The organism is Mycetohabitans endofungorum (assembly GCF_037477895.1).
Lineage (GTDB): Bacteria > Pseudomonadota > Gammaproteobacteria > Burkholderiales > Burkholderiaceae > Mycetohabitans.
In genome coordinates this window covers 540,971-564,134 of sequence record NZ_CP132745.1, presented here as the reverse complement: position 1 = coordinate 564,134, position 23,164 = coordinate 540,971, and the positions used below count along the sequence as shown (strand labels likewise).

22 protein-coding genes and 4 pseudogenes are annotated in these 23,164 nt (G+C 60.6%); 13 read left to right on the top strand and 13 right to left on the bottom strand.

The window, feature by feature from the left end; translation table 11 throughout:
• The first annotated feature begins 69 nt into the window (after positions 1 to 69).
• The 5 genes from RA167_RS14660 (at position 70) to RA167_RS14640 (ending at position 5,035) form a co-directional block, all read left to right on the top strand.
• On the top strand, positions 70 to 702 hold the full coding sequence (locus RA167_RS14660; RefSeq protein ID WP_076788687.1) for an MlaC/ttg2D family ABC transporter substrate-binding protein: 633 nt from the start codon (positions 70 to 72) through the stop codon (positions 700 to 702).
• A 118-nt stretch (positions 703 to 820) separates the two neighbouring features.
• Positions 821 to 1,744, top strand: coding sequence for a 4-hydroxy-3-methylbut-2-enyl diphosphate reductase (ispH, locus tag RA167_RS14655; protein ID WP_076788685.1), 924 nt, complete (start codon positions 821 to 823; stop codon positions 1,742 to 1,744).
• Positions 1,745 to 1,760: 16 nt separating this feature from the next.
• Positions 1,761 to 2,882, top strand: a complete 1,122-nt coding sequence (gene hpnH, locus RA167_RS14650) for an adenosyl-hopene transferase HpnH (protein ID WP_076788335.1) — start codon at positions 1,761 to 1,763, stop codon at positions 2,880 to 2,882.
• On the top strand, positions 2,882 to 3,877 hold the full coding sequence (hpnA, locus tag RA167_RS14645; protein WP_076788333.1) for a hopanoid-associated sugar epimerase: 996 nt from the start codon (positions 2,882 to 2,884) through the stop codon (positions 3,875 to 3,877). The genes hpnH and hpnA overlap by 1 nt, the downstream gene beginning before the upstream one ends.
• Positions 3,878 to 3,880: 3 nt before the next feature.
• A complete protein-coding gene (locus tag RA167_RS14640) occupies positions 3,881 to 5,035 on the top strand; it encodes a glycosyltransferase (protein ID WP_076788332.1) in 1,155 nt (384 codons plus the stop codon).
• A 29-nt stretch (positions 5,036 to 5,064) separates the two neighbouring features.
• Here RA167_RS14640 and RA167_RS14635 read toward each other — a convergent pair whose 3' ends face one another.
• From RA167_RS14635 to hpnD, 3 genes are all read right to left on the bottom strand, one after another.
• Complete coding sequence (locus tag RA167_RS14635; RefSeq protein WP_076788684.1) at positions 5,065 to 5,859, bottom strand: 5'-methylthioadenosine nucleosidase/S-adenosylhomocysteine nucleosidase; 795 nt, start codon at positions 5,857 to 5,859, stop codon at positions 5,065 to 5,067.
• Entirely contained in the window at positions 5,835 to 7,838 is a 2,004-nt protein-coding gene (gene shc, locus RA167_RS14630) for a squalene--hopene cyclase (RefSeq protein WP_076788330.1), read from the bottom strand. Before shc ends, RA167_RS14635 begins: the two co-directional genes overlap by 25 nt.
• Before the next feature lie 61 nt (positions 7,839 to 7,899).
• Positions 7,900 to 8,709, bottom strand: a complete 810-nt coding sequence (gene hpnD / locus RA167_RS14625; RefSeq protein WP_076788682.1) for a presqualene diphosphate synthase HpnD — start codon at positions 8,707 to 8,709, stop codon at positions 7,900 to 7,902.
• A gap of 373 nt (positions 8,710 to 9,082) precedes the next feature.
• Between hpnD and RA167_RS14620 the strand changes: the two genes are divergently transcribed.
• Complete coding sequence (locus tag RA167_RS14620; protein WP_076788681.1) at positions 9,083 to 9,415, top strand: DMT family transporter; 333 nt, start codon at positions 9,083 to 9,085, stop codon at positions 9,413 to 9,415.
• A 714-nt stretch (positions 9,416 to 10,129) separates the two neighbouring features.
• The gene (locus RA167_RS14615) at positions 10,130 to 10,441 is read left to right on the top strand and encodes a hypothetical protein (RefSeq protein ID WP_235091548.1); all 312 of its coding nucleotides are present in this window, start codon (positions 10,130 to 10,132) and stop codon (positions 10,439 to 10,441) included.
• A gap of 180 nt (positions 10,442 to 10,621) precedes the next feature.
• Here RA167_RS14615 and RA167_RS14610 read toward each other — a convergent pair.
• Positions 10,622 to 10,878, bottom strand: a pseudogene (locus RA167_RS14610) (IS3 family transposase); the annotation flags it as partial.
• A gap of 177 nt (positions 10,879 to 11,055) precedes the next feature.
• Here RA167_RS14610 and RA167_RS14605 point away from each other — a divergent pair.
• Entirely contained in the window at positions 11,056 to 12,414 is a 1,359-nt protein-coding gene (locus tag RA167_RS14605; RefSeq protein ID WP_076788323.1) for a hypothetical protein, read from the top strand.
• 250 nt (positions 12,415 to 12,664) lie between these two features.
• On the opposite strand, the pseudogene RA167_RS15745 reads toward RA167_RS14605, so the two are convergent.
• The 3 genes and pseudogenes from RA167_RS15745 to RA167_RS14595 form a co-directional block, all read right to left on the bottom strand.
• Positions 12,665 to 12,788, bottom strand: a pseudogene (locus tag RA167_RS15745) (IS3 family transposase); the annotation flags it as partial.
• A gap of 142 nt (positions 12,789 to 12,930) precedes the next feature.
• The gene (locus RA167_RS14600; protein WP_175972487.1) at positions 12,931 to 13,356 is read right to left on the bottom strand and encodes a type II toxin-antitoxin system VapC family toxin; all 426 of its coding nucleotides are present in this window, start codon (positions 13,354 to 13,356) and stop codon (positions 12,931 to 12,933) included.
• Positions 13,353 to 13,607 (bottom strand): type II toxin-antitoxin system prevent-host-death family antitoxin, encoded by a 255-nt coding sequence (locus RA167_RS14595; RefSeq protein WP_076788320.1) that lies wholly within the window; start codon positions 13,605 to 13,607, stop codon positions 13,353 to 13,355. Before RA167_RS14595 ends, RA167_RS14600 begins: the two co-directional genes overlap by 4 nt.
• 256 nt (positions 13,608 to 13,863) lie before the next feature.
• Here RA167_RS14595 and RA167_RS14590 point away from each other — a divergent pair.
• The 3 genes and pseudogenes from RA167_RS14590 to RA167_RS14580 form a co-directional block, all read left to right on the top strand.
• Positions 13,864 to 13,992 (top strand): annotated as a pseudogene (locus RA167_RS14590) (IS3 family transposase); the annotation flags it as partial.
• 336 nt (positions 13,993 to 14,328) lie between these two features.
• On the top strand, positions 14,329 to 14,550 hold the full coding sequence (locus tag RA167_RS14585; protein ID WP_076788316.1) for an AbrB/MazE/SpoVT family DNA-binding domain-containing protein: 222 nt from the start codon (positions 14,329 to 14,331) through the stop codon (positions 14,548 to 14,550).
• Positions 14,538 to 14,948 (top strand): PIN domain-containing protein, encoded by a 411-nt coding sequence (locus RA167_RS14580; protein WP_235090472.1) that lies wholly within the window; start codon positions 14,538 to 14,540, stop codon positions 14,946 to 14,948. The genes RA167_RS14585 and RA167_RS14580 overlap by 13 nt, the downstream gene beginning before the upstream one ends.
• An 11-nt stretch (positions 14,949 to 14,959) precedes the next feature.
• Here the strand turns inward: RA167_RS14580 and RA167_RS14575 are convergent, their stop codons facing one another.
• The 6 genes and pseudogenes from RA167_RS14575 to RA167_RS14550 form a co-directional block, all read right to left on the bottom strand.
• Positions 14,960 to 15,313, bottom strand: coding sequence for a hypothetical protein (locus tag RA167_RS14575; RefSeq protein ID WP_338877540.1), 354 nt, complete (start codon positions 15,311 to 15,313; stop codon positions 14,960 to 14,962).
• Between the two features lie 36 nt (positions 15,314 to 15,349).
• Positions 15,350 to 16,411 carry an NAD(P)/FAD-dependent oxidoreductase gene (locus RA167_RS14570; RefSeq protein WP_076788313.1) on the bottom strand — a complete coding sequence of 354 codons (1,062 nt, stop codon included), beginning with the start codon at positions 16,409 to 16,411 and terminating at the stop codon, positions 15,350 to 15,352.
• A gap of 154 nt (positions 16,412 to 16,565) precedes the next feature.
• Positions 16,566 to 17,333, bottom strand: a complete 768-nt coding sequence (locus tag RA167_RS14565; RefSeq protein ID WP_076788312.1) for a slipin family protein — start codon at positions 17,331 to 17,333, stop codon at positions 16,566 to 16,568.
• On the bottom strand, positions 17,333 to 18,829 hold the full coding sequence (locus RA167_RS14560) for an NfeD family protein (RefSeq protein ID WP_076788311.1): 1,497 nt from the start codon (positions 18,827 to 18,829) through the stop codon (positions 17,333 to 17,335). The genes RA167_RS14565 and RA167_RS14560 overlap by 1 nt, the downstream gene beginning before the upstream one ends.
• A gap of 69 nt (positions 18,830 to 18,898) precedes the next feature.
• Positions 18,899 to 19,651, bottom strand: a pseudogene (locus tag RA167_RS14555) (transposase); the annotation flags it as partial.
• A 710-nt stretch (positions 19,652 to 20,361) separates the two neighbouring features.
• On the bottom strand, positions 20,362 to 21,516 hold the full coding sequence (locus tag RA167_RS14550) for an IS110 family transposase (RefSeq protein WP_076788308.1): 1,155 nt from the start codon (positions 21,514 to 21,516) through the stop codon (positions 20,362 to 20,364).
• 106 nt (positions 21,517 to 21,622) lie between these two features.
• On the opposite strand from RA167_RS14550, the gene RA167_RS14545 reads away from it, so the two are divergent.
• Positions 21,623 to 21,976 (top strand): hypothetical protein, encoded by a 354-nt coding sequence (locus RA167_RS14545; RefSeq protein WP_139337207.1) that lies wholly within the window; start codon positions 21,623 to 21,625, stop codon positions 21,974 to 21,976.
• A gap of 42 nt (positions 21,977 to 22,018) precedes the next feature.
• Positions 22,019 to 22,824 (top strand): IS5 family transposase gene (locus tag RA167_RS14540; RefSeq protein ID WP_139337166.1). Its coding sequence is split into 2 segments (ribosomal slippage): positions 22,019 to 22,349 and positions 22,349 to 22,824, totalling 807 coding nucleotides; the frame shifts between segments, so codons are not numbered across the junction.
• The last annotated feature ends 340 nt before the right edge of the window (positions 22,825 to 23,164 follow it).

Sequence of the window (23,164 nt, the reverse complement as noted above, 5' to 3'; positions counted from 1 at the left end):
CGGAACGCCGGTTATTGCGGCAAAAGGTGGATGCAAGGCAGTCGATATGACTTTCGTGGAAAAATTGCGATGAAAAAATGGTTGACTTTGCTGGTGGCGCTGTCCGTATTCGGTATGGCGGGTACGGCGCTCGCCCAGAAGCCGAAAAGCGGTGCCGCGAGCCCGAACGATGCGGTGCGCAGCGCGGTGGAAAACGTGGTCAAGGCGACGCGTGCCGATGCCGCCGCGCGCAGTGGCGATGTCAACGCGACATCCAAGATCGTCGAACGTGAGTTCTTACCGTACACCGACTTTGCCAGGACGACGCGTATTGCCGTTGGCGCGGCGGCCTGGAACCAGGCGGTGCCGGAGCAGCGCAAGCAACTAGTCGAGCAGTTCCAGATGCTGCTCGTGCATACGTATGCGTTGCAGTTGACGCAGATTCGCGATCAGAATGTGCGGTTCCGCTTCGAGCCGGCGACGCTCAGCGCCAAAGGAACGGATGCAGTGGTCAAGACTCGTGTGCAAGGCAGCGGCGATGACATGGCGGTCGGCTACCGGCTCGGTAAAGGACAAGACGGCTGGAGGATTTACGACATCGACATGATGGGCGCGTGGTTGATCCAGATTTATCAGCAGCAGTTCGCGAGCCAGATCGCGCAAGGCGGGGTCGAGGGACTGATTCAGTACCTCAGTGCGCACAATGCGCGTTTCGGTCAGTAGCGCTTGTAATTCAAGCCGTTTGCAGCGTATTGTTGCGTTTTCCGCAGCAGGTGGCGCCGTTGACCCGGCATGAATCGGCCATGAGCGTTAGAATCGCTCACCGCCTATGGAGAACGTTATGCAAGTTATTCTTGCTCAACCCCGCGGGTTTTGCGCCGGCGTGGTTCGCGCGATCGAAATCGTCGAGCGCGCGTTGCAGAAATACGGCGCCCCTGTTTATGTGCGCCATGAAATTGTCCACAATCGACATGTGGTGGAGTCGCTGAAAGCTAAGGGCGCGCGTTTTATCGATGAGCTGTCTGAGGCGCCGCCGGGAGCGGTGACAATCTTCAGCGCGCATGGCGTTGCCAAAGCGGTCGAGGACGAGGCTCACGAGCGGGGCTTGCGGGTGCTCAATGCGACCTGTCCGCTGGTGACCAAGGTCCATCTGCAGGGCAAGAACTATCTGAAGAACGGCCGCCAGGTGATCCTGATTGGCCACGCCGGCCACCCGGAGATCCTTGGCACGATGGGGCAGATCGACGGGCCGGTGTCGCTGGTGGAGACTGAGGCGGACGTTGAGCGGCTCGACATCCCGGTGGATACGCCGGTCTCCTATGTGACTCAGACGACGCTGTCGGTCGATGAGACGCGCGGCATCATTGCGGCGTTGAAGCGGCGTTTTACCGATATTGTCGGTCCGGATACGAAAGACATCTGCTATGCGACGCAGAACCGGCAGACTGCGGTGCGCGAATTGTGCAAGCGCGCGGATGTGCTGCTGGTGGTCGGCGCAACCAACAGCTCGAACTCAAACCGACTGCGTGAGATCGGTGCCGAATCGGGCGTGCCGAGCTACTTGCTCGCCGACGGCAGCGAACTCAATCCACAGTGGGTCCGCGGGGCGAACACCATCGGGATCACTGCGGGCGCATCGGCGCCGGAATCGATGGTCAACGACGTGATCGACGCACTGCGTCGGCTCGGCCCGGTTGACGTATCGGTCATGGACGGCATTGAAGAAAACATCCAGTTCAGGCTGCCGGCTGAACTGACCGCGTGAAGCAAAGGAGTCGAAGTTGGCCATCCCATTTCTGCAATCCGCGTACGTCGGCGCTTACCTGGTCAAGCAGCGACTGAAGCGCAACAAGCATTATCCGCTCGTGCTGATGCTCGAGCCGCTGTTCCGCTGCAACCTGGCGTGCTCGGGTTGCGGCAAAATCGACTATCCGGATCCCATCTTGAACCAGCGTGTATCGTTGGCCGAGGCGCTCGAAGCGGTCGACGAATGCGGGGCGCCGGTGGTCTCGATCGCCGGCGGTGAGCCGTTGCTGCACAAGGAAATGCCTGAGATCGTCAAAGGCATCATTGCACGCCGCAAATTCGTCTACTTGTGCACAAACGCGTTGCTGCTCGAAAAGAAGATCGACGATTACCAGCCGAGCCCCTTCTTCGTCTGGTCGATCCACCTGGACGGCGACCGCGAGATGCATGACAAGTCGGTCTGCCAAGAGGGCGTGTACGACCGTTGCGTGTCGGCGATTAAGCTGGCCAAGTCGCGGGGCTTCCGTGTCAACATCAATTGCACGTTATTCAACGATGCGCAACCGGAGCAGGTCGCGACATTCTTCGATGAGGTCAAGCGGCTCGGCGTTGACGGGATCACCGTGTCCCCCGGCTATGCCTATGAGCGTGCGCCGGACCAGCAGCATTTCCTGAATCGCGAAAAGACTAAGAACCTGTTTCGCGACATCCTGCGGCGCGGCAAGGGCGGCAAGGCGTGGTCGTTCAGCCAGTCCAGCCTGTTCCTCGATTTCCTCGCCGGCAACCGCACGTACCATTGCACGCCGTGGGGCAATCCGACCCGCACCGTGTTCGGCTGGCAGCGGCCGTGCTACCTGCTTGGCGAAGGTTACACGAAGACCTATCGCGAGTTGATGGAGACGACCGACTGGGACCGGTACGGCACGGGCAACTATGAGAAGTGCGCGGATTGCATGGTCCACAGTGGCTACGAAGCGACCGCGGTGAACGATACGCTCTCCCATCCGTTGCGTGCGCTCGGTGTGTCGCTGCGCGGCGTGAAAACCGAGGGTCCATTCGCGCCGGACGTCTCGCTCGATCGTCAGCGTCCGGCCGAGTACGTGTTCTCGCGGCACGTCGAGATCAAGCTGGCCGAATTGCGTCAGTCCAAGGCGTAATGTCGGTCCGCGTGCTGGTGACCGGCGCGTCCGGTTTTGTTGGCTCGGCGCTGACCCGGGCCGCGCTCGCGCGCGGCTATCGTGTACGCGCGCTGGTCCGGGAGAGCAGTCCGCGCGGCAACTTGCGCGGCCTGGATATCGAGCTGGTCGAAGGCGACATGCGCGATGCAGCATCGGTTGAGCGTGCGCTCGATCAGGTCGATGTGTTGTTCCACGTGGCGGCGGACTACCGGCTGTGGGCGCCTGACAGTCATGAAATCATGCGTGCCAACGCCGACGGAACCCGCTGCGTGATGCAAGCAGCGCTGCGTCGGCGTGTCGAACGAGTCGTCTATACGAGCAGCGTCGCGACACTGCGCGTGAGCGGCGCCACCGCTCCGGTGGACGAGACCGCGCCAGCCGATGAGGCAAGCACGATCGGCGTCTACAAGCGCAGCAAGGTGGCCGCCGAGCGTATCGTTGAGCAGATGGTCGCGCAGCAAGGGCTGCCGGCGGTGATTGTAAACCCGTCTACACCGATTGGGCCGCGTGACATCAAGCCTACGCCGACCGGACGCATCATCATTGAAGCGGCGACCGGCAAGATCCCGGCCTTCGTCGATACCGGCTTGAATCTCGTGCATGTGGACGATGTCGCACAGGGCCATCTGCTGGCAATGGACCACGGGCGAGTCGGCGAGCGCTATATCCTCGGCGGCGACGACGTGCTGCTGCGCGAGATGTTGGCAGCGATCGCGCGGATGGTCGGCCGCAAGCCGCCGTCGATTGAGCTGCCGCGCTGGCCGTTGTATCCGCTTGCGCTGGCGGCGCAAGGCGTCGCGCAATTGACGGGCCGTGAGCCGTTCGTCACCGTCGATGCGTTGCGGATGTCACGTTACCACATGTTTTTTAGTTCTGCGAAGGCGCAGCGCGAGCTGGGCTATCGCGCCCGCCCCCATACCGACGGTTTGCGCGATGCGCTCGACTGGTTTCGCGCCAACGGCTACTGGAGGTGAAGCTTGCTGACAGCCATTGCCGTCCTATCGCTGGTGATTTGGATCATGTTGCTCGTGGCGCGTGGCGGATTCTGGCAGGCGCACGAACGGGATGATCAAGATCCGCCCGGCACCGACACCCCTGATGCGTGGCCGGCGGTCGTCGCGGTGATTCCGGCGCGCAACGAGGCCGCCTCGATCGCGCAGACGGTGAGCAGCCTGTTGCGCCAGGACTACCCGGGATCGGTGCGGGTCGTGGTGGTTGACGACCATAGCGAAGACGGCACCGCTGCCCTCGCGCGCGACACGGCGCACGCCATGGGCGCCGCCGGGCGGCTCACGGTGCTGCGCGGTGAGCCTCTGCCGGCCGGCTGGACCGGCAAGCTTTGGGCAGTCCGGCAAGGCATTGATGCCGCGCATGCCACCGACCCGCCGCCTGCGTGGTTGCTATTGACGGACGCCGACATCGAGCATGCGCCAGATAATCTGCGGCAACTGGTCACGCGCGCGATCGTAGACCGTCGCGTCATGGTTTCATTGATGGCGAAGCTACGCTGTGACGCGTGGTTCGAGCGCGCGCTGATCCCGGCCTTCGTGCTGTTCTTCCAGATGTTGTATCCGTTTTCATGGGTCAATCGGCGTGACCATCCGATGGCGGCCGCAGCGGGCGGATGTATGCTGGTGCAGGCGCAGGCATTGCGTGCGGCCGGCGGCATCGAGGCGATCCGCGATGAGATCATCGATGACTGTGCGCTGGGTGCCCGGATGAAGTCACAAGGCGCGATCTGGCTGGGTTTGACCAATCGGGCGCGCAGCGTGCGGTCGTATGACAATCTGGGCGAGATTCACCGCATGGTCGCGCGTACCGCGTATGCGCAGCTGCACTATTCGCCGTGGTGGCTGTGTGGCACGATCGTGTCACTGCTGGTCACCTTCGTCGCGCCGCCGCTTTTGGTCCTGTTCGGCAGCGGGTTTGCCCGCGTGGCGAGCGCGCTGGCCTGGGCGGCGATGACCTTCGCATACCTACCTATGTTGCGCTTCTACGGTCGTTCGCGCGGGTGGGGGCCATGCCTGCCGGTCATCGCCGTGTTATATACCGCGTTTACGTTGGACTCCGCGCTGCAGCACTGGCGTGGTCGTGGCGGCATGTGGAAGGGTCGCGCGCAGGCGCGGCGTTAAACGACTCATAACCTCTTGACGCTTCGCAACTAGCCGCCTACTGAGGTAACCGCAGCGCGACCGGACGCACGGGACGGAAAACCGAATGCCGCGCCGATCCTGTGCCGTGCCGCGATCAGCGCACGACGCGCATTGCGCGCATCGCGCGCCACCGCCAACAGAGCAGGCAATTGACCCGGATGGGCGAGTAGTGAGCGCAGGACGGCGCCCAGGTCCGTTGACCCGTCGTCGTTGAGCGCTGCGACCGCAGCCGGCGGCAGAGAACGCTCGGCTGGATCGACGATCGCGCGCACGCACACGAAAGGCAGGCCGCGCTCATAGGCGATGCGCGCGACGATGTGCGACTCCATGTCGGCGGCCCACGCGCCACACGCATGCTGCAGCCGCTGCTTGTCCTCCGCCTGGCTGACTGGCGTTGCGATGCCTGCCAGATCTGCGTGGACCGCGCCGTTGAGCCGCTCGAGCAGCGCGTGGGACCATCGTTCGTCGCTTGCGTAACGCTGCGTGCTGATTAGCGTCGCATCGTCCCGCGTTGCTGCGCTCGCTCGGTGCTGGCCGCGCGGGTCGGCGACCAGCACCGAACGGGCCACCAGCAACGCGCCGGGGCGTAGCGATTTCACCAGTCCGCCTGCGGTGCCGAAGCTTACCAGCGCTGAGCAGGACCGGCTCTGCGCGACGATCGCGCCGAGCGTGGTCGCTAGTCCGGCATTTTGCTGACAGATCACGCGTACGTCCGGACCCGCGGCGATCCGGGCCTCGAAGGCGAGGCCGGTGACGACCACCACCGGTGCGTCATATATCACATTCCGCAGGCTACGGTACATGCGTTGCGTACGGTGAGATTGCGGTAACGTGCGAGCGCCCACAGCGGGAAGAACTTGCGGTAGCCGTGATAGCGCAGGTAGAACACGCGTGGGAATCCGGTCGCGGTGAACAGCGCCTCATCCCATAGTCCTTCGTCGTTCTGCGTGTTCAGCAAGTACGCGATGCCGCGCGCGACGGCTTCGTCGTGTTCGCAGCCAGCCGCCATCAGTCCCAGCAGCGCCCATGCGGTCTGTGACGCGGTGCTCGGCGCCCGTTCGTAGCCACGGTAGTCGAGCTTGTAGCTGTCGCCGTCCTCGCCCCACCCACCGTCCGAATTCTGGATTGAGCGCAACCAGTGCGCCGCACGCTGCATCGGCGACGTGTCCGGCGCGACGCCGGCGGCGCGCAGGCCGCACAACGCAGACCAGGTGCCGTAGATGTAATTCATGCCCCATCGGCCATACCAACTGCCATCATCCTCTTGGTTGGCGAGGAGGTAGTGCTTCGCGCGCGAAGCCGACGCCTGCCGCTGCGGCGTGCTGGGCAGTTGTGCAAGCATCGATAGACACCGTGCCGATACGTCCACGGTCGGCGGGTCCAGCAGCGCGCCATGATCGGAGAACGGGATGTTGTTCAGGTAGAGATGCGTGTTTTCCGGCTCAAATGCGCCCCAGCCGCCGTTGTGACTTTGCATGCCGACTACCCACTCGCAGCCCCGGTCGATCGCATTGCGGTAGCGATTGCGCACCTGCAGCTTCTCAACGCGGTCCATCGCCATGGTAACCACCGCCGTGTCGTCCACGTCCGGGTAATGCGGGTTCGCGAACTGGAACGCCCAGCCGCCAGGCCGCACGTTTGCGCGACGTGAGATCCAATCGCCCCGAGTGTCCAGGATCTGTAGCGGCAGCAGCCAGTCGAGACCCTTCGCCGCACGCTCGATCGCGCGCGATTCACCGGTCTCCAGCAGCGCGTGCGCAGTCAGCGCGGTGTCCCAGACGGGCGACAGGCAAGGCTGGCAATAGGCCTCGTGGTCGTGGATCACCAGCAACTTATCGATCGACTTGCGCGCGATCGCGCGATGCGGATGGTCCGGCGGATAGCCGAGCGCGTCGTACATGAGTACCGAGTTGACCATGGCCGGGAAGATCGCACCGAGGCCGTCCTCGCCGTTTAAGCGCTCATCGACAAAGTGCACCGCGGCATCAATGGCCTTTTGGCGCGACTGTTTTGGGAAATACGGATCGAGCTTGCGCAGCAGCGCGTCGAGGGTTGAGAAGAACGAAAACCATCCCTGGCTCTGATGCGGGGCCTTCGATATCGGCCCGACGTTGCGTGGCGAACCGACGAAAATCTCATCGATGCCGATGCCGCGAGGATTACGCGCGCGCGGCCGCTTGGCCTGCAGCACAAGCAGCGGCACGATTACGGTGCGCGCCCAGTACGACACTTTCGACAGGTGAAACGGAAACCATCTCGGCAGCAGCATGATCTCCACGGGCATCATCGGCACCGCCCGCCAGTCGAGTATGCCGTACAGCGCGAGCAGGATCCGCGTGAACACGTTGCTCTTGGCTGCGCCGCCACGCGCCAGAATCGCATCGCGGGCGCGTTTCATATGCGGTGCGTCAAGCGGCTCACCGATCATCTTCAGCGCGAAATATGCCTTGACGCTGGCGCTCATGTCGAAGGCGCCGTCGTGGAACAGCGGCCAGCCGCCATGCTCGCCCTGGATGCGTCTCAGGTAGGCGCCGATTTTCGCTTCGAGCACGGGGTCCGGCGTCTCTCCCAGATAATGGACCATCAACACATACTCGGCCGGGATCGTTGCGTCGGCTTCCAACTCAAATAGCCAATGGCCATCGTCATGTTGAGCGTCCAGCAGCGCGTTGGTCGCCGAGCGGATCGCCTGCTCCAGACGCTCGGCCGGCGGCGGCGCGCTGGCGTGCGCGGTGCGCGCGTCATCGACGTTGGGATGCAACGGTTCATGCAACATGTTCATTCGTATTCCTCGCAACAATTCCGCGGTGCGGCGTGCGGCCGGCCTGCCGCCGGCCGCATGATCAGAACAGCCAGTGTCTGGCAATGGCCAGCATGAGGCGCGCACGCGACACGCGCACGCGCTCACGCGGCGCGGCGAAGCCGCGCCGGACCAACTGCGCGAATAACGCGTAATAGGCTTGCGCCATGATGCGCGGCGCAATGACCACGCGCCGCGGATACCGCGCCATGATCGCGGTGGCTTGCGCAAAGTGCTCGCGCGCGTCGGCAATCAGTGGCGCGCATGCGCGGTCGAGCGACGCGGCGCGGACCGCGTTGGGCGTGGGGTGCACGATGCCGGCCGCCGCGAGCGTGTCGCGCGGCAGGTAGACGCGGCCGATATCGGCGTCCTCGTCGATGTCCCGCAGGATGTTGGTCAACTGCAGCGCCCGTCCGAGATGGTGCGCGAGCTGCCGACCGTCGTCGTCTGGCATCCCGAAAACCTTCACCGACAAGCGGCCAACTGCACTGGCGACGCGGTCGCAATACAAGTCCAGCGTATTGCGATCCGGCGCGATGATGGTGTCAACCACGTCCATCTCCATGCCGTCGATCACCGCGATGAAATCGTCCTGCCGCAGCGAGAACTGCTGTGCGACGCGCGCGAGCGTGGTCAGCGGTGGGCTCGCCTTGCCGGCGTACAAGGCGGCGATTGCGACGCGCCATTGCTCGAGCGCGGCCAGCCGGCTCTCGCGCGACGCGCCACTGTCCGCGATATCGTCGACCTGGCGGCAAAACGAATAGATCTCGTACATGCCTTCGCGCTGCGCGCGCGGCAAGAGGCGCATCGCGGCATAGAACGAACTGCCCGACGCGACCTGCTGGCTGGTCATGGCGTGATGTGCTTCGATGGGTTCGGCGATGCCCACTGGCTCCTCGGTGTGCAATAAAACGTGAGGATCGGCTGCGCGCAGTCACCATGGCGCGCCCAGGCGTCACTATGGCGACTGCGCGCGCCAAACTATCCGCAAAGGTAGCATAGTTTGTTGCTGCCCGCCCCGTTCGCGCCGGATTTTACCCGGTTCGGCACGGATCGTGCGCCGTTCTGCCCGGTTTATTACAGAATGGGCGCATCTATTGCCATCGTCACGCTCTACCGCAGGAATGACCGAAAAAACGCCGGATTGGTCACGTCGATGGCGCCTGGGGACGCTCCTGCGCGCGCATGCGTATAATCATGGTCGTTGCTGCAGCGATGTCTTCCCCATGCTTGCCTACCTCTATCTTGCGATTGCGATCGTCGCCGAAGTGATCGGCACGTCGGCGCTCAAGGCGTCCGATGGTTTCACGCGGCTGCTGCCGTCAGTGATCACCGCGCTCGGCTACGCGGTCGCGTTCTACTGTCTGTCGCTGACGTTGCGTTCGGTGCCGGTTGGCGTTGCCTATGCAATCTGGTCGGGAGTCGGCATTGTATTGATTTCGCTGGTTGCTTTCTTCGTCTACGATCAGCGGCTCGATTGGCCTGCAGTGACCGGCATGGGGCTCATCGTCGTCGGTGTCGTGTTAATGAACGGCTTTTCGAAGACCGCTGTTCACTAGGGATGCTGACTGAGTCGGGACGTGCCGGTTGCGGTGATCAGCGCGATCAGCGCGCTGGCGTCACAGGGCGTTCCGTGTCTGGCCGATACGCGTTGTGCTAGGCGAGCGCCTGGGTCAACTCCGCGGCCATGATCGCTTGTTTTACCGATTTCTCGTGCTACAGCAGGTTGAAGCGCACTATCGCGCGGCCGAGTTCGGATTGATTCGCTTGCGTTTGTCGATCCCGTGGCGCTCCATCAGCTTACGCACTCGCAACGCCACCGACAATAAATCAAATTCAGAATCCGGCATGGGAATTGAGTTGCTCAGCGCGAGTTAAAAGCCGATGCAGTCAACGATTCTGAAAAAAATTAGCACCGGCGGGCAGAATTTGCCACTCGCCAGTGCTTTATATGCGATAATTGCGGCCCTGTGCGGGGCTCGCCTCGCATCAGTCTCAGGTTCTGGTTAAGCCCTCGGAATAAGACCAGAGCCCTTCAGCCGGCTTCGTGCCGGCTTTTTTTCGGGCTCGACGCTTCTGGTCTGCTCAAATCGCCTATAACTTCTCGGAGCCGCAGTGTCGATCGCGAAGAAGTTTCCTTTTTAAGGAAGTTACGGCTTTCGACGACTTGAATTATGCCGTAAAAAGAAAATTTTCGGAACAGCCTTATGCGAAACCCCTCTCATTGCGCATTTATCCGCCGGTGCTGTTTCACACTTGCGACAGTGCTCAGCATGGCCGGATGCTCGAGTGCGACAGACAGCGGACACGGCGGATCGCCGCTCGCGCAGGTCAAGCCGCTGATCTACGTGTCTTCGCTGCGCTCTATGCGCGATATCAGTGCCTGCTTGCGCGACCGCCTGCCGAACGTGCGCGCGTCACGCAGCGGCGAGATGACGGAGTTGGACATCGGGCGGGGTAGCTGGGTGATCCTGCTAACGCCGTCGGCGACGGGCGGCACGATTGTCAGCGTTGCGCAGCCGGCCAGAGGCGCGGCGCCGGAGGAATCCACAATGCGTTTCCATGTGGCCCGCTGCCTGACGTAGCCTGCCGTGCATGTCGTTCCCGCCCAGCATGGTCACGGTGTCACGGCATGGTAAAGGCACGGTGAATGCACCGTGCTGTCTCCAGGGGGCAGAGTAGCTTTCGACGAACCCGTTTTGCCACGCACTGCTGGGCGCGATGAAGGCCGGGCCGATTGCAGCATCTTGCAGCCAGCTGCATGGCGCTCGCCACATTCGCCGCATGCGCGATTCGCCCAGCGCTAGGCAGACCGACATCTGCCGGTAGCCCAACGCGGCACTTCCTGAGTGGCCGCAATCAGTCGCTCGCCCACGCTCCGATCCTTTTGGGGTTGCTTAAGCGTATAGGTTGCCACCCGACGACTCAGCCCCAGATAGCAACATGCCTTGCGTTGCGATAGCCCCTGCCGAGGCAGCACCTCCAGCGCTTCGCGCCGGCCCATCGGGGCCTTCATTTTTCTTTAAGAGTGTGGCTTGCCAACGGACAATGTAACAATTTCCGCATATTGGCGTTGCACTATCCGCCAAAAACATGGCGTTCACAGTCCATCGCTGTGCCCAGCCTCCCGTTTTCCGCTAGCCTGCTGCGCGGCCTCACTTCGTATTGCGACGTTTTTTATCGACTGCCGAGCTTACAGATGGACTTTGACCTGAATGCCGCTTTGAACGACTGCCAAGCCTACATGTGTGCGTTGGAGTCGTGCCCGCAGCCTGCTGCGTCGGCACCTCCGCCGACACTAAAACCGGCAAGCGGTGGGCTGGCGAACCTGCCGGCCAACCGGCCCACGACATATCATGACCTACCGCCTGAACTGATTCAGCAGATCGGTGACTACGTGCCCGTCCAAGACGTGGGAAATTTTTCAGCAGTCGATCGTCGCACGTACCATGCGATGCAAAGTCGGCATTCAGTCTACCGCTACTGGCAACGAGCCAACCAAGCCGTGAGCCTCGCGTCAGTCAACCAGCTGCTCAATGAGATGGATGGCACGCTCGCCGATCCGGCGCAGCACGTCGAGCCGCTTGACGCGTTGCGTCAGCGTCTGCAAGCGTTGCCAGAAGCCGAGCGCGGCGAAGCCTTTAAGCGCATGTACGCGGCGGCGCAGCGCATTCCGAAGGATGGCGTGCAGATACAAAAAGCGCTGTTGTTGCACTCATTGCGCGATTTTCAGTGGAACCAGCGGGTTGAATTATTCGATTTTGCTTACGCGATGGCGCAGCAGCGTGCGCCCGAGCAGGACAATGTCTGGGCGGAACTAGCTGACAGTCTGAACTTTTTTTTGCTTCGCTCACCGGAGGTTGTCGAGCGTTATCAGGCGCTCGTGGCTCGGCTTGCGTCCTTGAGGATGTCTGAGCAAGCGGAGCTGATCCCGGCATTGTGTCGGCGAATGCTCCACGTTGGTGGAAGCGGCAACGATCGCCTCCTTGGGCTGTATGCGGTGTTACGCGAACACGCGTTGCAACTGCCGCCCTCTCATCAAGGCGCATCAGTTGGCATGTTAGCCAGTGCCATATGGATTTTTCCAAGAGCAGAGCGATTCGCACAGTACACTCAGCTGCGTGATTGGACGCTGTCGCTGCCTGACGAACAGTTGGGCGTCGCACTACGCTATCTTCTAAAGGGGTTGACTACTTTACCGAGCGAGCAGCACGCTCACGAACTCCAGTTACTGGAGCCGGCGCTGCTGCGCGTGCGGCCAGCGCAGCGTGCGCAGGCCGCACTCGGCCTACTAACGTATACCTACGCACTGGACGATGCACTGGCAAAGTGGGTCTGGCAGCAGGGATTGAATTTATTGAATGGCGCGGGTGAAGCTGCCTTATTGGATGGGCTTAACAAACTTCGGCGCGAGCGTTGGCTACCTAATTTAAACGATCATCAATGGGATATAGCGATGGGTGAAATCACCCGTTTTATAGAAGCCAACTCGTTCTCCGAGCCGACCCGGGCGCGAATCCAGGACAGTGTGCCTTGGCTCAGAAGTCGGCTACATTAACCTGCAGCTGAACCAGCATGCTTTGTTTATCCGGAGAATCCTTCGCGAGTCGGACAGGGTGATGCCAGTTCACCGTCTATCTTCAAGTGGTGAAGGACGTATCCGGAATTCTGTGTGTGAGGCGGGTTGAAACTCACAGTCTGATGTTGAAGCGCTCGGGGTAAAGCAGCGCGAACTGCGTCATTGCGCTTTTCCAATCATGTCGGGAACCGGTCCATTTGGCAACGACGTTGCGCAGCGCCAGTCAGACCAGGCTTTCCTCACGCAAGCGCCCGTTGAACGACTCATTCTTCGTGTTATCGGTTGGCGTCAGCACGAGAGAAGTCGATTCTTGACGCCTTTTCATCCGCCCACTTGTCGAGCACCTCGTCGAGCGTGGCGGGCAAAGGCGTCAAACAGTCGCGGGGCAACCCGAGTCGTTTTCATCGTGGCTATGGGGTCTTGGGCGTCTGCGGCGCTGAAGCGGCTACCGGCACGGTTTTTTTAAGGTTTGCGTAAATGTACGCTCGCCTCAGGCTATGCGTCCATCCAGGGGTTAAGGAGATTGACGCCGGTCGCGGCAAAATCCGCCACGTTACGGGTGACAACCGTCATCCCGTGTACTAGTGCTGTGGCCGCAATCAATGCGTCTCGCTCTGATTGCCGGTTGGGTACATGCAATCGGGCGCAGCGTTGCACCACACGAATATCAATCGGTAAAACGCGGTCTGCAAACTCGGGCAGTACGTAATGCTCTATCCATGCTCGTAGTATCCTGCCCTGATCGGCATCGTGCCGCTCGATTTGCAAGATACCCGTTTCCAGTTCCATGATGGTGATAGCGGACACAAAAAGCCAAGCCGCATCCACGCTGGCAGTCCATGCCGTGACATTGGCATTAGCCTTGCCGGCCCGAATCTTGCGCAACTCGGACACAACATGGGTATCGAGTACGTACATCAAGTCAGATCAGCCGGCCGCGTTTGAACATGAGCACGTGGCGGATTGAACTCGATATCTTCCACGCCGGGCATGGCAAGGGTGTCCGCAATATTGCGGCGCTGTTGCGTGAGTTTTTGGTAGGCCTCAAAGCTTAAGAGTACGTGGGCAGGCTTGCCGCGATCGGTAATGAACACAGGCCCTTTGTTGGCTGCCTTCTTGGCCCTGGTCACGTCGTGATTCAGTTCCCGGCTCGATAGGGTGGTGATCGTCATGGTATTTCTCCAAGCCGTTCGTTTAATGTAGATATGTTACTACGTATCCGAGTGCTGTGCCGAGAGCCGCAGCCGCCGAGGTGAAGCTAGGCTCGCAGCGGCGCTGATAATCAGGTGCGGGCCGCGCTGATCCCGCTATGGGAGGCTGGTGACCGGATCTGCGGTAAGCGACTGAAGGCGTTCACCCCGACACTGGTCGAGGCGATGACATGGCATGGTCATCTTTCGCTATCAAAGCATGCGCCAGCGACTGACCGAGATCGGCACCAGCCTGCGCTCGCAGGGCGAGATCCTGACTTTGTCGCGACTGGTGCGGCTGTACGGCAAGCCAGCGTCCATCCGGTCTGGTAACGGCGCCGAATTTACCGCTGCCAAGGTCACGCGCTGACTGCCGACACTGCGAGATGTTGCAATCGGCCCGGCCTGCCAGCAGCACGTTGCCGCTGACCACCGGACGCCGCGCGCACGTATTCGTGGCTGCCATGGGCGCTTCGAGTTACACATTCGTATGCGCCCGGCCGAGGTGAATCCAGCCGGTACTGCCCCATGCTGATCCTGCATGGTAGGAACCGTCGTCACTTCCAATACTCGTCCACACACCGGATTGACAAAGCGATAGATAGCCTGGAATCTACTGCTGCGCCAGCTGTATGTGTGGGCTGATTGGCTTGTTCTAGACCACAAATTTCATTACAATTTGAGCTTAAGTAAGGAATGTGCAATGAATGAGTCTACTTTAACCTCCAAAGGGCAAACGACGATGCCTGCGCAGATCAGGGCCGCACTTCATGCTGAACCTGGGACACGGCTTGAGTGGCATCTCGCGCCAGACGGCAGTGTGATCGTTCGGGCCAAGACGAAGTCCATACTCGAACTGGCTGGTGCTTTGCGAATCCCGGCACCTCCCGTTCCGGTTGAAGATATGAAAGCGTGGCGCCGCTAATGGCCGCGTTGGATACTAATGCCCTGGTCCGGTATCTCGTGAAAGACGACTTGGAACAGTTCAACTGTGCATACCAACTCATCACACAGCAGGTCCAGGCAAGGCAGCGTCTTTTCGTGCCGATTACCGTGGTGCTTGAACTGGAATGGGTGCTCAGATCCAGGTACAAATTGGCGAAACAGGTCATTACGGACACCTATACAACGCTGCTGTCGACAACCGAATTGCAGTTCGAGTCTGAGTCGGCGCTCGAGCTTGCTCTTTTTTACTATAAGATGTACACGGCAGACTTTGCCGACTGCTTGCATGTCGCCTTAGCCGCAGAAGCGGGTCACGCACCACTGCATACATTTGACAAACGTGCGGCATGCGTTCCTGAGACCCAATTGATTGGATAATAGGCATTTCACTATGATGCATGACGGCCGAAGACTACATCGCCAAGACGGGGCGTGCATTTGAAGAGGCACAGGTACTGCTGAATGCGGGCAGTTTGAAGGGGCATGCAATCGGGCCTACTACACGATGTTTGATGCCGCCCTTCTACCGCATCGCTGAGCGCCTGCCGCAGTTTGCTTGTGCTCTTGCCAGTACAGGCAGTCTTCCCCCCGTTCGAGCTCCACACAACTTTGCAGTTACTTACTGCTGTGCCATTTTTTAGCAAGCCCTTTACAAAGGTCTTACTGGCCTTAAACTCAGCAATAGATTGGCGCAGTCGATCAGCATTCGTCGGGTTCCCCAGAAGATGCAGCGTTTCCTGCATACTGTTGTAATCATCTAGTGAAATCATGCAGCGGGCTCACTCCGACGCGGCCGGCGTGCCGAGGATCTTCTCCGACAAAGTGAAATCGTAGCTGGAATGGACGTGCACGCGCTTGCGATCAGGATGCGCGTAGCCATATGCTTTGCGCAACGCCAGCGCGGCTTCGTGGAAGCCGGACAGAATCAGCTTCTGCTTGTTCGGATAGATCGCGATGTCACCGACCGCGAATAGGCCCGGGCGCGAGCTTTCGTAGCTGGACGTGTCCACCGCGATGCGTCCCGCGCGAATCTCCATGCCCCACTGCGCGATGGGTCCCAAATCGGCGACCAGCCCATATAGCGCGACGATATGTTCCGCGGGCACGCTCGTTTGCGCGCCGATCTGCGCGATATCCACCGTCTGCAACGCGCCGTGCTCGGTGCGCAATGCCGCGATTGTGCCCGTCACGATATCGAGTTCGCCAGCGTCAGCGGCGCGGCGCAACTGTTCGACGGTCGAGTCCGCTGCACGGAACGCGTTGCGCCGATGTACGAGCGTCACATGCTGGGCGACGTGGCGCAGCGCGAGCGCCCAATCGAGCGCCGAGTCGCCGCCGCCCGCTACGACTACGCGTCGGCCCGCGAAGTCATCGAGGTTGCGCACCGCGTAGTGCACATGGCGGCCTTCCAGCGAGGCCGCTTCGGGCAGCGCTAGCCGTTGCGGCACGAACGCACCATTGCCTGCGCTGATCAGGATCGCCGCGGCATCGAACTCCAGTTGCTGCTCCGTGCGAGCACGCCAGCGGCCGTCTTCGCGTTGCTCCACATGGATTACGCGCTGACCCAGACGGATCGGCACGTTGAACGGGCGACATTGCTCGGCGAGCCGCTCGACCAGTTCGCGTGCGGTGCAGACTGGAATTGCCGGAATATCGAAAATGGGCTTGTCCGGATACAGTTCGGTGCATTGGCCGCCGATCTGTGCAAGCGTGTCGACGACCTCACACGTCAGTCCAATCACGCCGGCCTCGAAGGCGGCGAACAACCCGACTGGCCCGGCACCGATGATCAGTACGTCGGTGCGGATTGGCTCGTGGACGGATTCAATGGTATCAGGCATTTCGCGGTACGCTGCGAGCGCGCGCAGCGTTCATCGGTGTAGTGAAGATGAGTACACCATACCGGAGCGCGGCGCGGGCGGCAACGATAACACCACACCGCGAGGGGCTGACCGGCGCTGCCGCATGCGCTAATACTATCGCACGCCTTATCGGCTAGCTGTCGGATTGGCGCGCGGTGGCGGCCAGTGCGTCGACCAATTCTATCGGAACGGGAAACACAATCGTCGAGGCCTTGTCACCGGCGACGCTGGTCAGCGTCTGCAGGTAGCGCAATTGCATCGCCTGCGGCTGCCGGGCGAGCATCTGCGCCGCCTGCAACAGCTTTTCCGATGCTTGCAACTCGCCTTCCGCGTGAATAACCTTGGCGCGGCGCTCCCGCTCGGCCTCGGCTTGCCGCGCGATGGCGCGCACCATCGACTCGTTCAGGTCAACGTGCTTGATCTCGACGTTCGATACCTTGATACCCCATGTGTCCGTCTGCGCATCGAGCGCCTTCTGGATATCATCGTTGAGCTTCTCGCGCTCGGCCAGTAGCTCGTCAAGTTCGTGCTTGCCAAGCACCGAGCGCAGCGTGGTCTGCGCCAGCTGGCTGGTGGCCTCCAGGTAGCGCGCGACCTGAATCACCGCTTTTTCCGGATCGACGACACGGAAGTACACGACCGCGTTGACCTTGACCGATACGTTATCGTGCGTGATTAGGTCCTGCGACGGCACGTCTAGCACGACGGTGCGCAGATCGATCTTCACGAGCTGCTGAACGCCGGGGATGATCAGCACGAGGCCGGGCCCCTTGACCCGCCAGAAACGGCCCAGCATGAACACTACGCCACGTTCATATTCGCGGAATATCCGGATCGATGCGACGGCAAGAGTCACCACGAATAGCACGATGAAGCCGGCGAAGCCGAAAGTCAAACCCATTACGAATGCTCCCCTGGTTCAGGCGGCGTCGCCGCCGGTACGACGCTTAGCGTCAGGCCATGCCGCCCGGTCACGCGCACGTGCGCGCCACCGGGCAGGGCACGATCGCTTCGCACGCGCCACTGCTCGCCATGAATCTGGGCCCAGCCGATCGACTCGCCCAGGTTCGACGCGCCGTCGCCGGCGGGGCGGGGCGCTAGCTCGCCGAGCATGATGCCGGTGCTGCCGACCAGCGTCTCGGCGCCCGCGGCGATCGGACGCCGGCGCGCGCGCAGCGCAATGCTGGAGATCCCGATGAAGAATGTCGCGCTGAATAACGCGAGCGCAATGATCAACGGCGGCGGGATGCCGAAGCCAGGGACCTCGGTGTCGATCAGCATCAATGCGCCGATGCCGAACGCGACGACCCCGCCAAAGCCGAGCGAGCCGAATGTCGGCACGAATACTTCGGCGATCAGGAATGCGATGCCCAGCAGTATCAGAATCAGTCCGGCGTAGTTGACGGGCAGCATGTGCAGCGCAAACAAGCCTACCAGCAAGCTAATCGCGCCCGCTACCCCTGGCAGCACGAAACCCGGATTGGCGAACTCGAAGAACAACCCGTACATGCCAATCATCATCAGGATCAGCGCGACGTTCGGGTTGGTGATCACGGCCAGTAGACGGGTGCGCCAGTCCGGATCGATCCGCACGATCGGGGCATGGGCGGTCTGCAGCGTGTGCACGCCGTGCGCGGTATCGATCCGTCTGGCGTCGAGTTGCACGAGCAGCGCGTCCAGGTCGCTGGCCACCACGTCGATCACATGATGCGATAGCGCGTCGCTCGCTGACAGGCTGACCGCATCGCGTACCGCACGCTCGGCCCACTCGCCGTTTCGGCCATGCAGCTGAGCCAGACTGCGGATGTAGGCAGCCGCGTCTTGGATCTGCTTGCGTGTCTCGGTCGTGCGTGGGTCGCCCGGCACGTCGATGGATCGCGTGGGCGACGATGTCGGCGCGGCTGCGGCTGTCGCGGCGCCGCTGGCCGCCCCGGCGGCCCGGCTCTTGGCCGTATCTGTCGCGGTGTCGCCATCCATACCCGGTGGCGATGACTCGCCGCCGATGCCGAGTTGAATCGGCGTGGCGGCACCAAGGTTGGTGCCGGGCGCCATCGCGGCGATGTGGCTGGCGTACAGGATATAGGTTCCCGCGCTGGCAGCCCGTGCGCCAGCTGGCGCGACGAATGTCGCCACCGGGACCGGCGAGGCGAGCATGGCTTTGATGATCTGGCGCATCGACGGATCCAGCCCGCCGGGCGTGTCCAGCTCAATCACCGCCAACTGCGCATGCATGCTGGCTGCCCGCGCTAGGCTGCGCTCGATGAAATCGGCGCTCGCGGGACCGATCGCACCGCTGACGGGGATCAGCACGACTGGCGCGGGCGCTGGCACGGCACCGGCAGAAAGTGCGGCGAGAAACCACCCGAAACACAACTTGCGGAGCGTGCGCAGCAGCATGACGGAATTCCGGAAATCCCTTTTATTAAGCGTAGGTGAGTTGGCACCGTTTTTCAGCGTCACGATGACCTATTGCGTCAAACTTGGCGGTTGGGCAAAGCTTGGGGCGCCCCGCCAATCCCCATGGTGAGTTGTGCAAATGGCAGAGTACCTAGTCGGCCCTTCAAAATTGGGATGAGAAGTCCCGTGCACGGGAAATGAAACAGGATAGGTAGCGGCGCAGCGCCAAAGCGAGCGCAGCCACCCAAGCACAAAAAAAGCGGGCTGGATGCCCAATCGGGTAATGGCGCGCAGCAGCCAGCGCAGGTTATAGCCTGTCGAGCACAGCACGGCATGTACCGCATCACCGGTGACGCCTTTGAGCCAGTAGCGCCGCATTCCATGATCCTGTTTGACATGCCCGATGATCGGCTCGATGGCTTGACGCCGCTTCAAACGACGCTGTTGTGCCGGGGTTAGCCTGTTGAGTTTTCCGCGATGTATCAACTGTACGGGCGCAACCTGAGCATCCACACCACGAAAGCCCAGATCGGTCAGCACAGTCTTGACACGTGGGGCACCGGCCAGGTCTTGTATCAGGATCGAGATTTGTTCGAGCTGTTCGGCCAAAATGTGGCCGTCGTAGGGGTTGCCAGCGAACGCTCGCGTACCGACAATGAGCCCTTGTTTGTGCGTGATAGCCAGGCTCACCTTGACGCCGAACTCGTACGGTTGGCGGGCCTTACCTTTGCCGATGCATGCAACTTCCGACGCGTGTAGTGCATACAGTTTGTCTTTGTCCTTGGGACGCTGTCGGCAAATGCGCCAGGCTCGTTGCAGCCACCTGTGCAATGGCGCTTGTCGCTCCCCCGGCTACGCTCACACCGGCGCCAGCGAGCTTCGGCGCCATCCCGAACAGATCGGGCACGGTGCTGCTTAGAGCTTCGCGCGTGCGCCGCTCAAACAGCGGGGCGAGCGTCGCTTCAATCGTGCGCCATGGCATACGCGTGGCTAGCACCGCAAGCGGGTGCCGCAGATCAATCATCGCATCCAGGCGGCTACGAAAAAAATCCGGTGCCCCACAAGAACTTGTCTGGCTCGTGCTCATCGGTGGTGTTTAAAACTCCCAGAAATTGCCCCTATTGGATTATCTTTCTGGGAGTGACGCAACCCCTCGATCGACTTCTGCGCCTTACCACAACAGCATCTCAAACTTTTTGCAGGGCGTACTTCTATGAGCAGAAAGTTGTCAAGAGTTTTGTGCAAGGAAAAAGTCCATAAGCAGATACCTCGACTTTTAGCCAAGCGATATCAACGCTCGTTAGGGTGGGGTCGAGCCGATTGTGCGCACGTGAGAGATTCACCTCTCACCCACTTCTATCCGCCGGATTTGGCCGGCCTCATCCTGTATGCGCGCTACGCCGGACATTCTGGTCCGGTGGATATGCCCCATCTAATGATCGGTTACATTCAGCAACCCGTTCGCCCTACGGGCATATCCCGGTTCAGCCCCTCCAATAGACGTTGATCCGACAGCTATAAGCCATGCCCACTCATGCCCCTTTGAACTGAGCGTTTTGTGGAATCACGCCGTCTTTAAGGTAGCGCCATAATGCAATCACTAACCGCCTGGCAAGCGCGACAATCGCAATGCGTCGCGCGCGGCGATTGGCTCCGGTGCCCTGCGTGCGCTTGTTGAACCACTGCGCCAGCGCACTGCTAGGCTGATAGCGCAGCCAGCACCAGGCCATCTCGATGAGCTGGGTTCGCACTCGCCTATTTCCCTGCTTGCTGATTCCCTGATCAATCCGGCTCTGTCCGCTATCGTAGGGCTGCGGGACCAAGCCTACGCAGGCGCCCAGTTGCCGCCGGTTACCAAACTCGCGCCAGAACAACTCAAGCATCAGGCGCGATGCCCCGAGCTGGCCTACACCTTTGAGGTGCCTAAGATAAGTGATCCGTTCGCGTACAGGTGCCGGTAGGCGTTCTTGCAGTGCGCGCTCAAGTGCCGCGAGTTGTTCTTCGGCAAGTGCCAGGCGGGCCGTCTCGCGTAACAGTCGTTCATGCAACTCGCTGGGCAGCGGCGTGCCATCATGGCAAACCAGTTTGCCGCTAGCTAGTCGCTTGGCAAACGTCCTATGATCGAAACCGTCCCAGCAACCCATCGTGATCAACAACTTACGCATACGCTCGCGGTGCTGCAGCACCTCTTTGTGCAATTGCCCTCGATCACGAATCAACTGACGCGAAGCTTCATCTTGCAGCGAGGGCACTCGCACTACGCGCATGCGGTCACGTTCGCCATGCAGCCATACTCGCAGATTCGTGACCAGCTTGATCGCATCAAGCCGATCCGTCTTAGCGCGACGCCTGTGCCGCTCCACCGGAATACTAGCCGCATCGATCACATAACAATCCATGCCACGCGAGCGCAGCGCTCTATAGATCCAAAATCCATCCTGCCCAGCCTCATAACTGACCACCACACGCACATCTTGGGGCAGCGACCATTTCTGCTTGTACCGCTCAATCACCTCCAATAGGGCTTGCACTCGCAGGGCCGCTTGCGCTCCCCTTACCGTGTGTACCGCTGGACTCTGTCTGCGTCCGTCGTGCAGCGCAATTTTCCATTGGGTCCCTGCCAGTTCGAGTGACGCTGCCAGTATTACGTTCTCAGCATCGGCTCCGGCTAAGTGATCTGTACGCATGATAGCCTCCGTTGCGTTCGCCTTGATTCACTTAAGCTTTGGTTGGTCTCGCGCTACATAGGATCTAAATAATGTTTGGCTACACAAAGCTAGTAGCGCGATGCCCATGAAGGGCATCAATGAGAAGCTAAAAAATTCCTTGAATGGGGTAAAAATAACCAATAGCTTTTTTCAAAAGACTAGCGCTGTGTCAGATAAAGATCGCGACGCTTTGCAGACTAGAGTAAACAATCTGCTTGGGCAGCTCAGTCGTGCGAAAAGCGCCATTAATAGATCGCGCCTCGATATTATCGTAAACGGAAATCTAAATAGTAATGAAAATCGAGTCGAGCTGGATCATAGATTAAGAAAAGCCTTCGGTGAGGTTATTTCGGAAATTAATTTGTCAAAAGAAAGAATTCATAAAACCGCGCAAGCAAACCCTTACCAAAGAAATGGTTCTCTGCCTAAGAGTCGCTAACGCAACCTGGACGTCAGGCCGTAAGGCGCGTATCCTGGGGTCATGGCAAGGCGCAAAATCAGCAATGAATTGTGGGCGGTGCTGGAGCCGTTGATTCCAGCGTTCACGCCCTCACCCAAAGGCGGGCGTCGGCGCACTGTTGGCGACCGGGCGGCATTGAACGGCATCGTGTATGTCCTGCATACAGGCATTGCATGGGAAGACTTGCCCCAGGAGCTCGGCTTCGGCAGCGGCATGACATGTTGGCGACGATTGCGCGACTGGCAGGCCGCCGGCGTGTGGAGCAGGTTGCATCTGGCCATGCTTTGCCGCTTGCGTGAACATGACCAAATTGATTGGGAGCGAGCGAGCCTAGATGCGGCCAGCGTTGCCAGCCCCCGGGGGGCCAGGAAACCGGCCCCAACCCGACGAACCGGGGCAAACTGGGGAGCAAACGGCATCTGGTCGTAGATGCCCGGGGCGTTCCCTTGGCGATCACAGTCACAGGTGCCAACCGACATGATTCGATGGCGTTCGAGCGCACCCTCGATACTCTCCCAGCGGTGCCGGGCTTGAGCGGTTCGCCGCGCAAGCGTCCGAGCAAACTGCATGCGGACAAGGGCTACGACTTTGCCCGCTGCCGACGCTATCTGAAGCAACGCGCAATCACTGCACGCATCGCCCGTCGCGGCGTAGAAAACCGTGAGCGGCTCGGACGGCATCGCTGGGTAGTCGAGCGCACGCACGCCTGGTTTGCCGGTTTTGGTAAGCTGCGCATCCGCTTTGAGCGGCGTTTGGACATTCATATCGCCTTGCTCCGCTTGGCTGCTGCCGTTATCTGTTCGCGCTTCGTGGACGACTTGTGTTAGCGACTCTAAAACAGGGCTATCAAAAAATCAGTATGTTGATTTAATGAAGAAGCTTGACGTTGTTGAGTAGGATATTAAATTAAAGCTAAAAACAACCAAAAGGATAATCGACGATTTGTCTAAGTCATAATGCGCTTGTGCAATGCCGTGGATTATTAATAGGCGAGACGGATGGTTAGGCTGCGTCAGCCTAACCATCCGTCTCGCCAAGATTGACGTTATCTCATTGCCGACGCAGCCGTGCCTTGATCCAATCGACGATGGGCCGACGACGGCGCTCGCTATCTGCGTGGCCAGCCGTCTGGCGTTGACTCGGAACTTCCCACCATGTCACCGGTGA

Excerpts from the sequence above, each read along its gene's own strand:
- RA167_RS14595 (WP_076788320.1), bottom strand. The coding sequence starts at position 13,607 with ATGACGATCACCACCCTATCGAGCCGGGAACTGAATCACGACGTGACC.
- RA167_RS14605 (WP_076788323.1), top strand. The coding sequence starts at position 11,056 with ATGGACTTTGACCTGAATGCCGCTTTGAACGACTGCCAAGCCTACATG.
- hpnD (WP_076788682.1), bottom strand. The coding sequence starts at position 8,709 with ATGACCAGCCAGCAGGTCGCGTCGGGCAGTTCGTTCTATGCCGCGATG.
- RA167_RS14570 (WP_076788313.1), bottom strand. The coding sequence starts at position 16,411 with ATGCCTGATACCATTGAATCCGTCCACGAGCCAATCCGCACCGACGTA.
- RA167_RS14660 (WP_076788687.1), top strand. The coding sequence starts at position 70 with ATGAAAAAATGGTTGACTTTGCTGGTGGCGCTGTCCGTATTCGGTATG.
- RA167_RS14635 (WP_076788684.1), bottom strand. The coding sequence starts at position 5,859 with ATGTACCGTAGCCTGCGGAATGTGATATATGACGCACCGGTGGTGGTC.
- hpnA (WP_076788333.1), top strand. The coding sequence starts at position 2,882 with ATGTCGGTCCGCGTGCTGGTGACCGGCGCGTCCGGTTTTGTTGGCTCG.
- RA167_RS14560 (WP_076788311.1), bottom strand. The coding sequence starts at position 18,829 with ATGCTGCTGCGCACGCTCCGCAAGTTGTGTTTCGGGTGGTTTCTCGCC.
- RA167_RS14565 (WP_076788312.1), bottom strand. The coding sequence starts at position 17,333 with ATGGGTTTGACTTTCGGCTTCGCCGGCTTCATCGTGCTATTCGTGGTG.
- RA167_RS14585 (WP_076788316.1), top strand. The coding sequence starts at position 14,329 with ATGAATGAGTCTACTTTAACCTCCAAAGGGCAAACGACGATGCCTGCG.
- RA167_RS14615 (WP_235091548.1), top strand. The coding sequence starts at position 10,130 with ATGGCCGGATGCTCGAGTGCGACAGACAGCGGACACGGCGGATCGCCG.
- RA167_RS14545 (WP_139337207.1), top strand. The coding sequence starts at position 21,623 with ATGAAGGGCATCAATGAGAAGCTAAAAAATTCCTTGAATGGGGTAAAA.
- ispH (WP_076788685.1), top strand. The coding sequence starts at position 821 with ATGCAAGTTATTCTTGCTCAACCCCGCGGGTTTTGCGCCGGCGTGGTT.
- RA167_RS14575 (WP_338877540.1), bottom strand. The coding sequence starts at position 15,313 with ATGCAGGAAACGCTGCATCTTCTGGGGAACCCGACGAATGCTGATCGA.
- RA167_RS14550 (WP_076788308.1), bottom strand. The coding sequence starts at position 21,516 with ATGCGTACAGATCACTTAGCCGGAGCCGATGCTGAGAACGTAATACTG.
- shc (WP_076788330.1), bottom strand. The coding sequence starts at position 7,838 with ATGAACATGTTGCATGAACCGTTGCATCCCAACGTCGATGACGCGCGC.
- RA167_RS14620 (WP_076788681.1), top strand. The coding sequence starts at position 9,083 with ATGCTTGCCTACCTCTATCTTGCGATTGCGATCGTCGCCGAAGTGATC.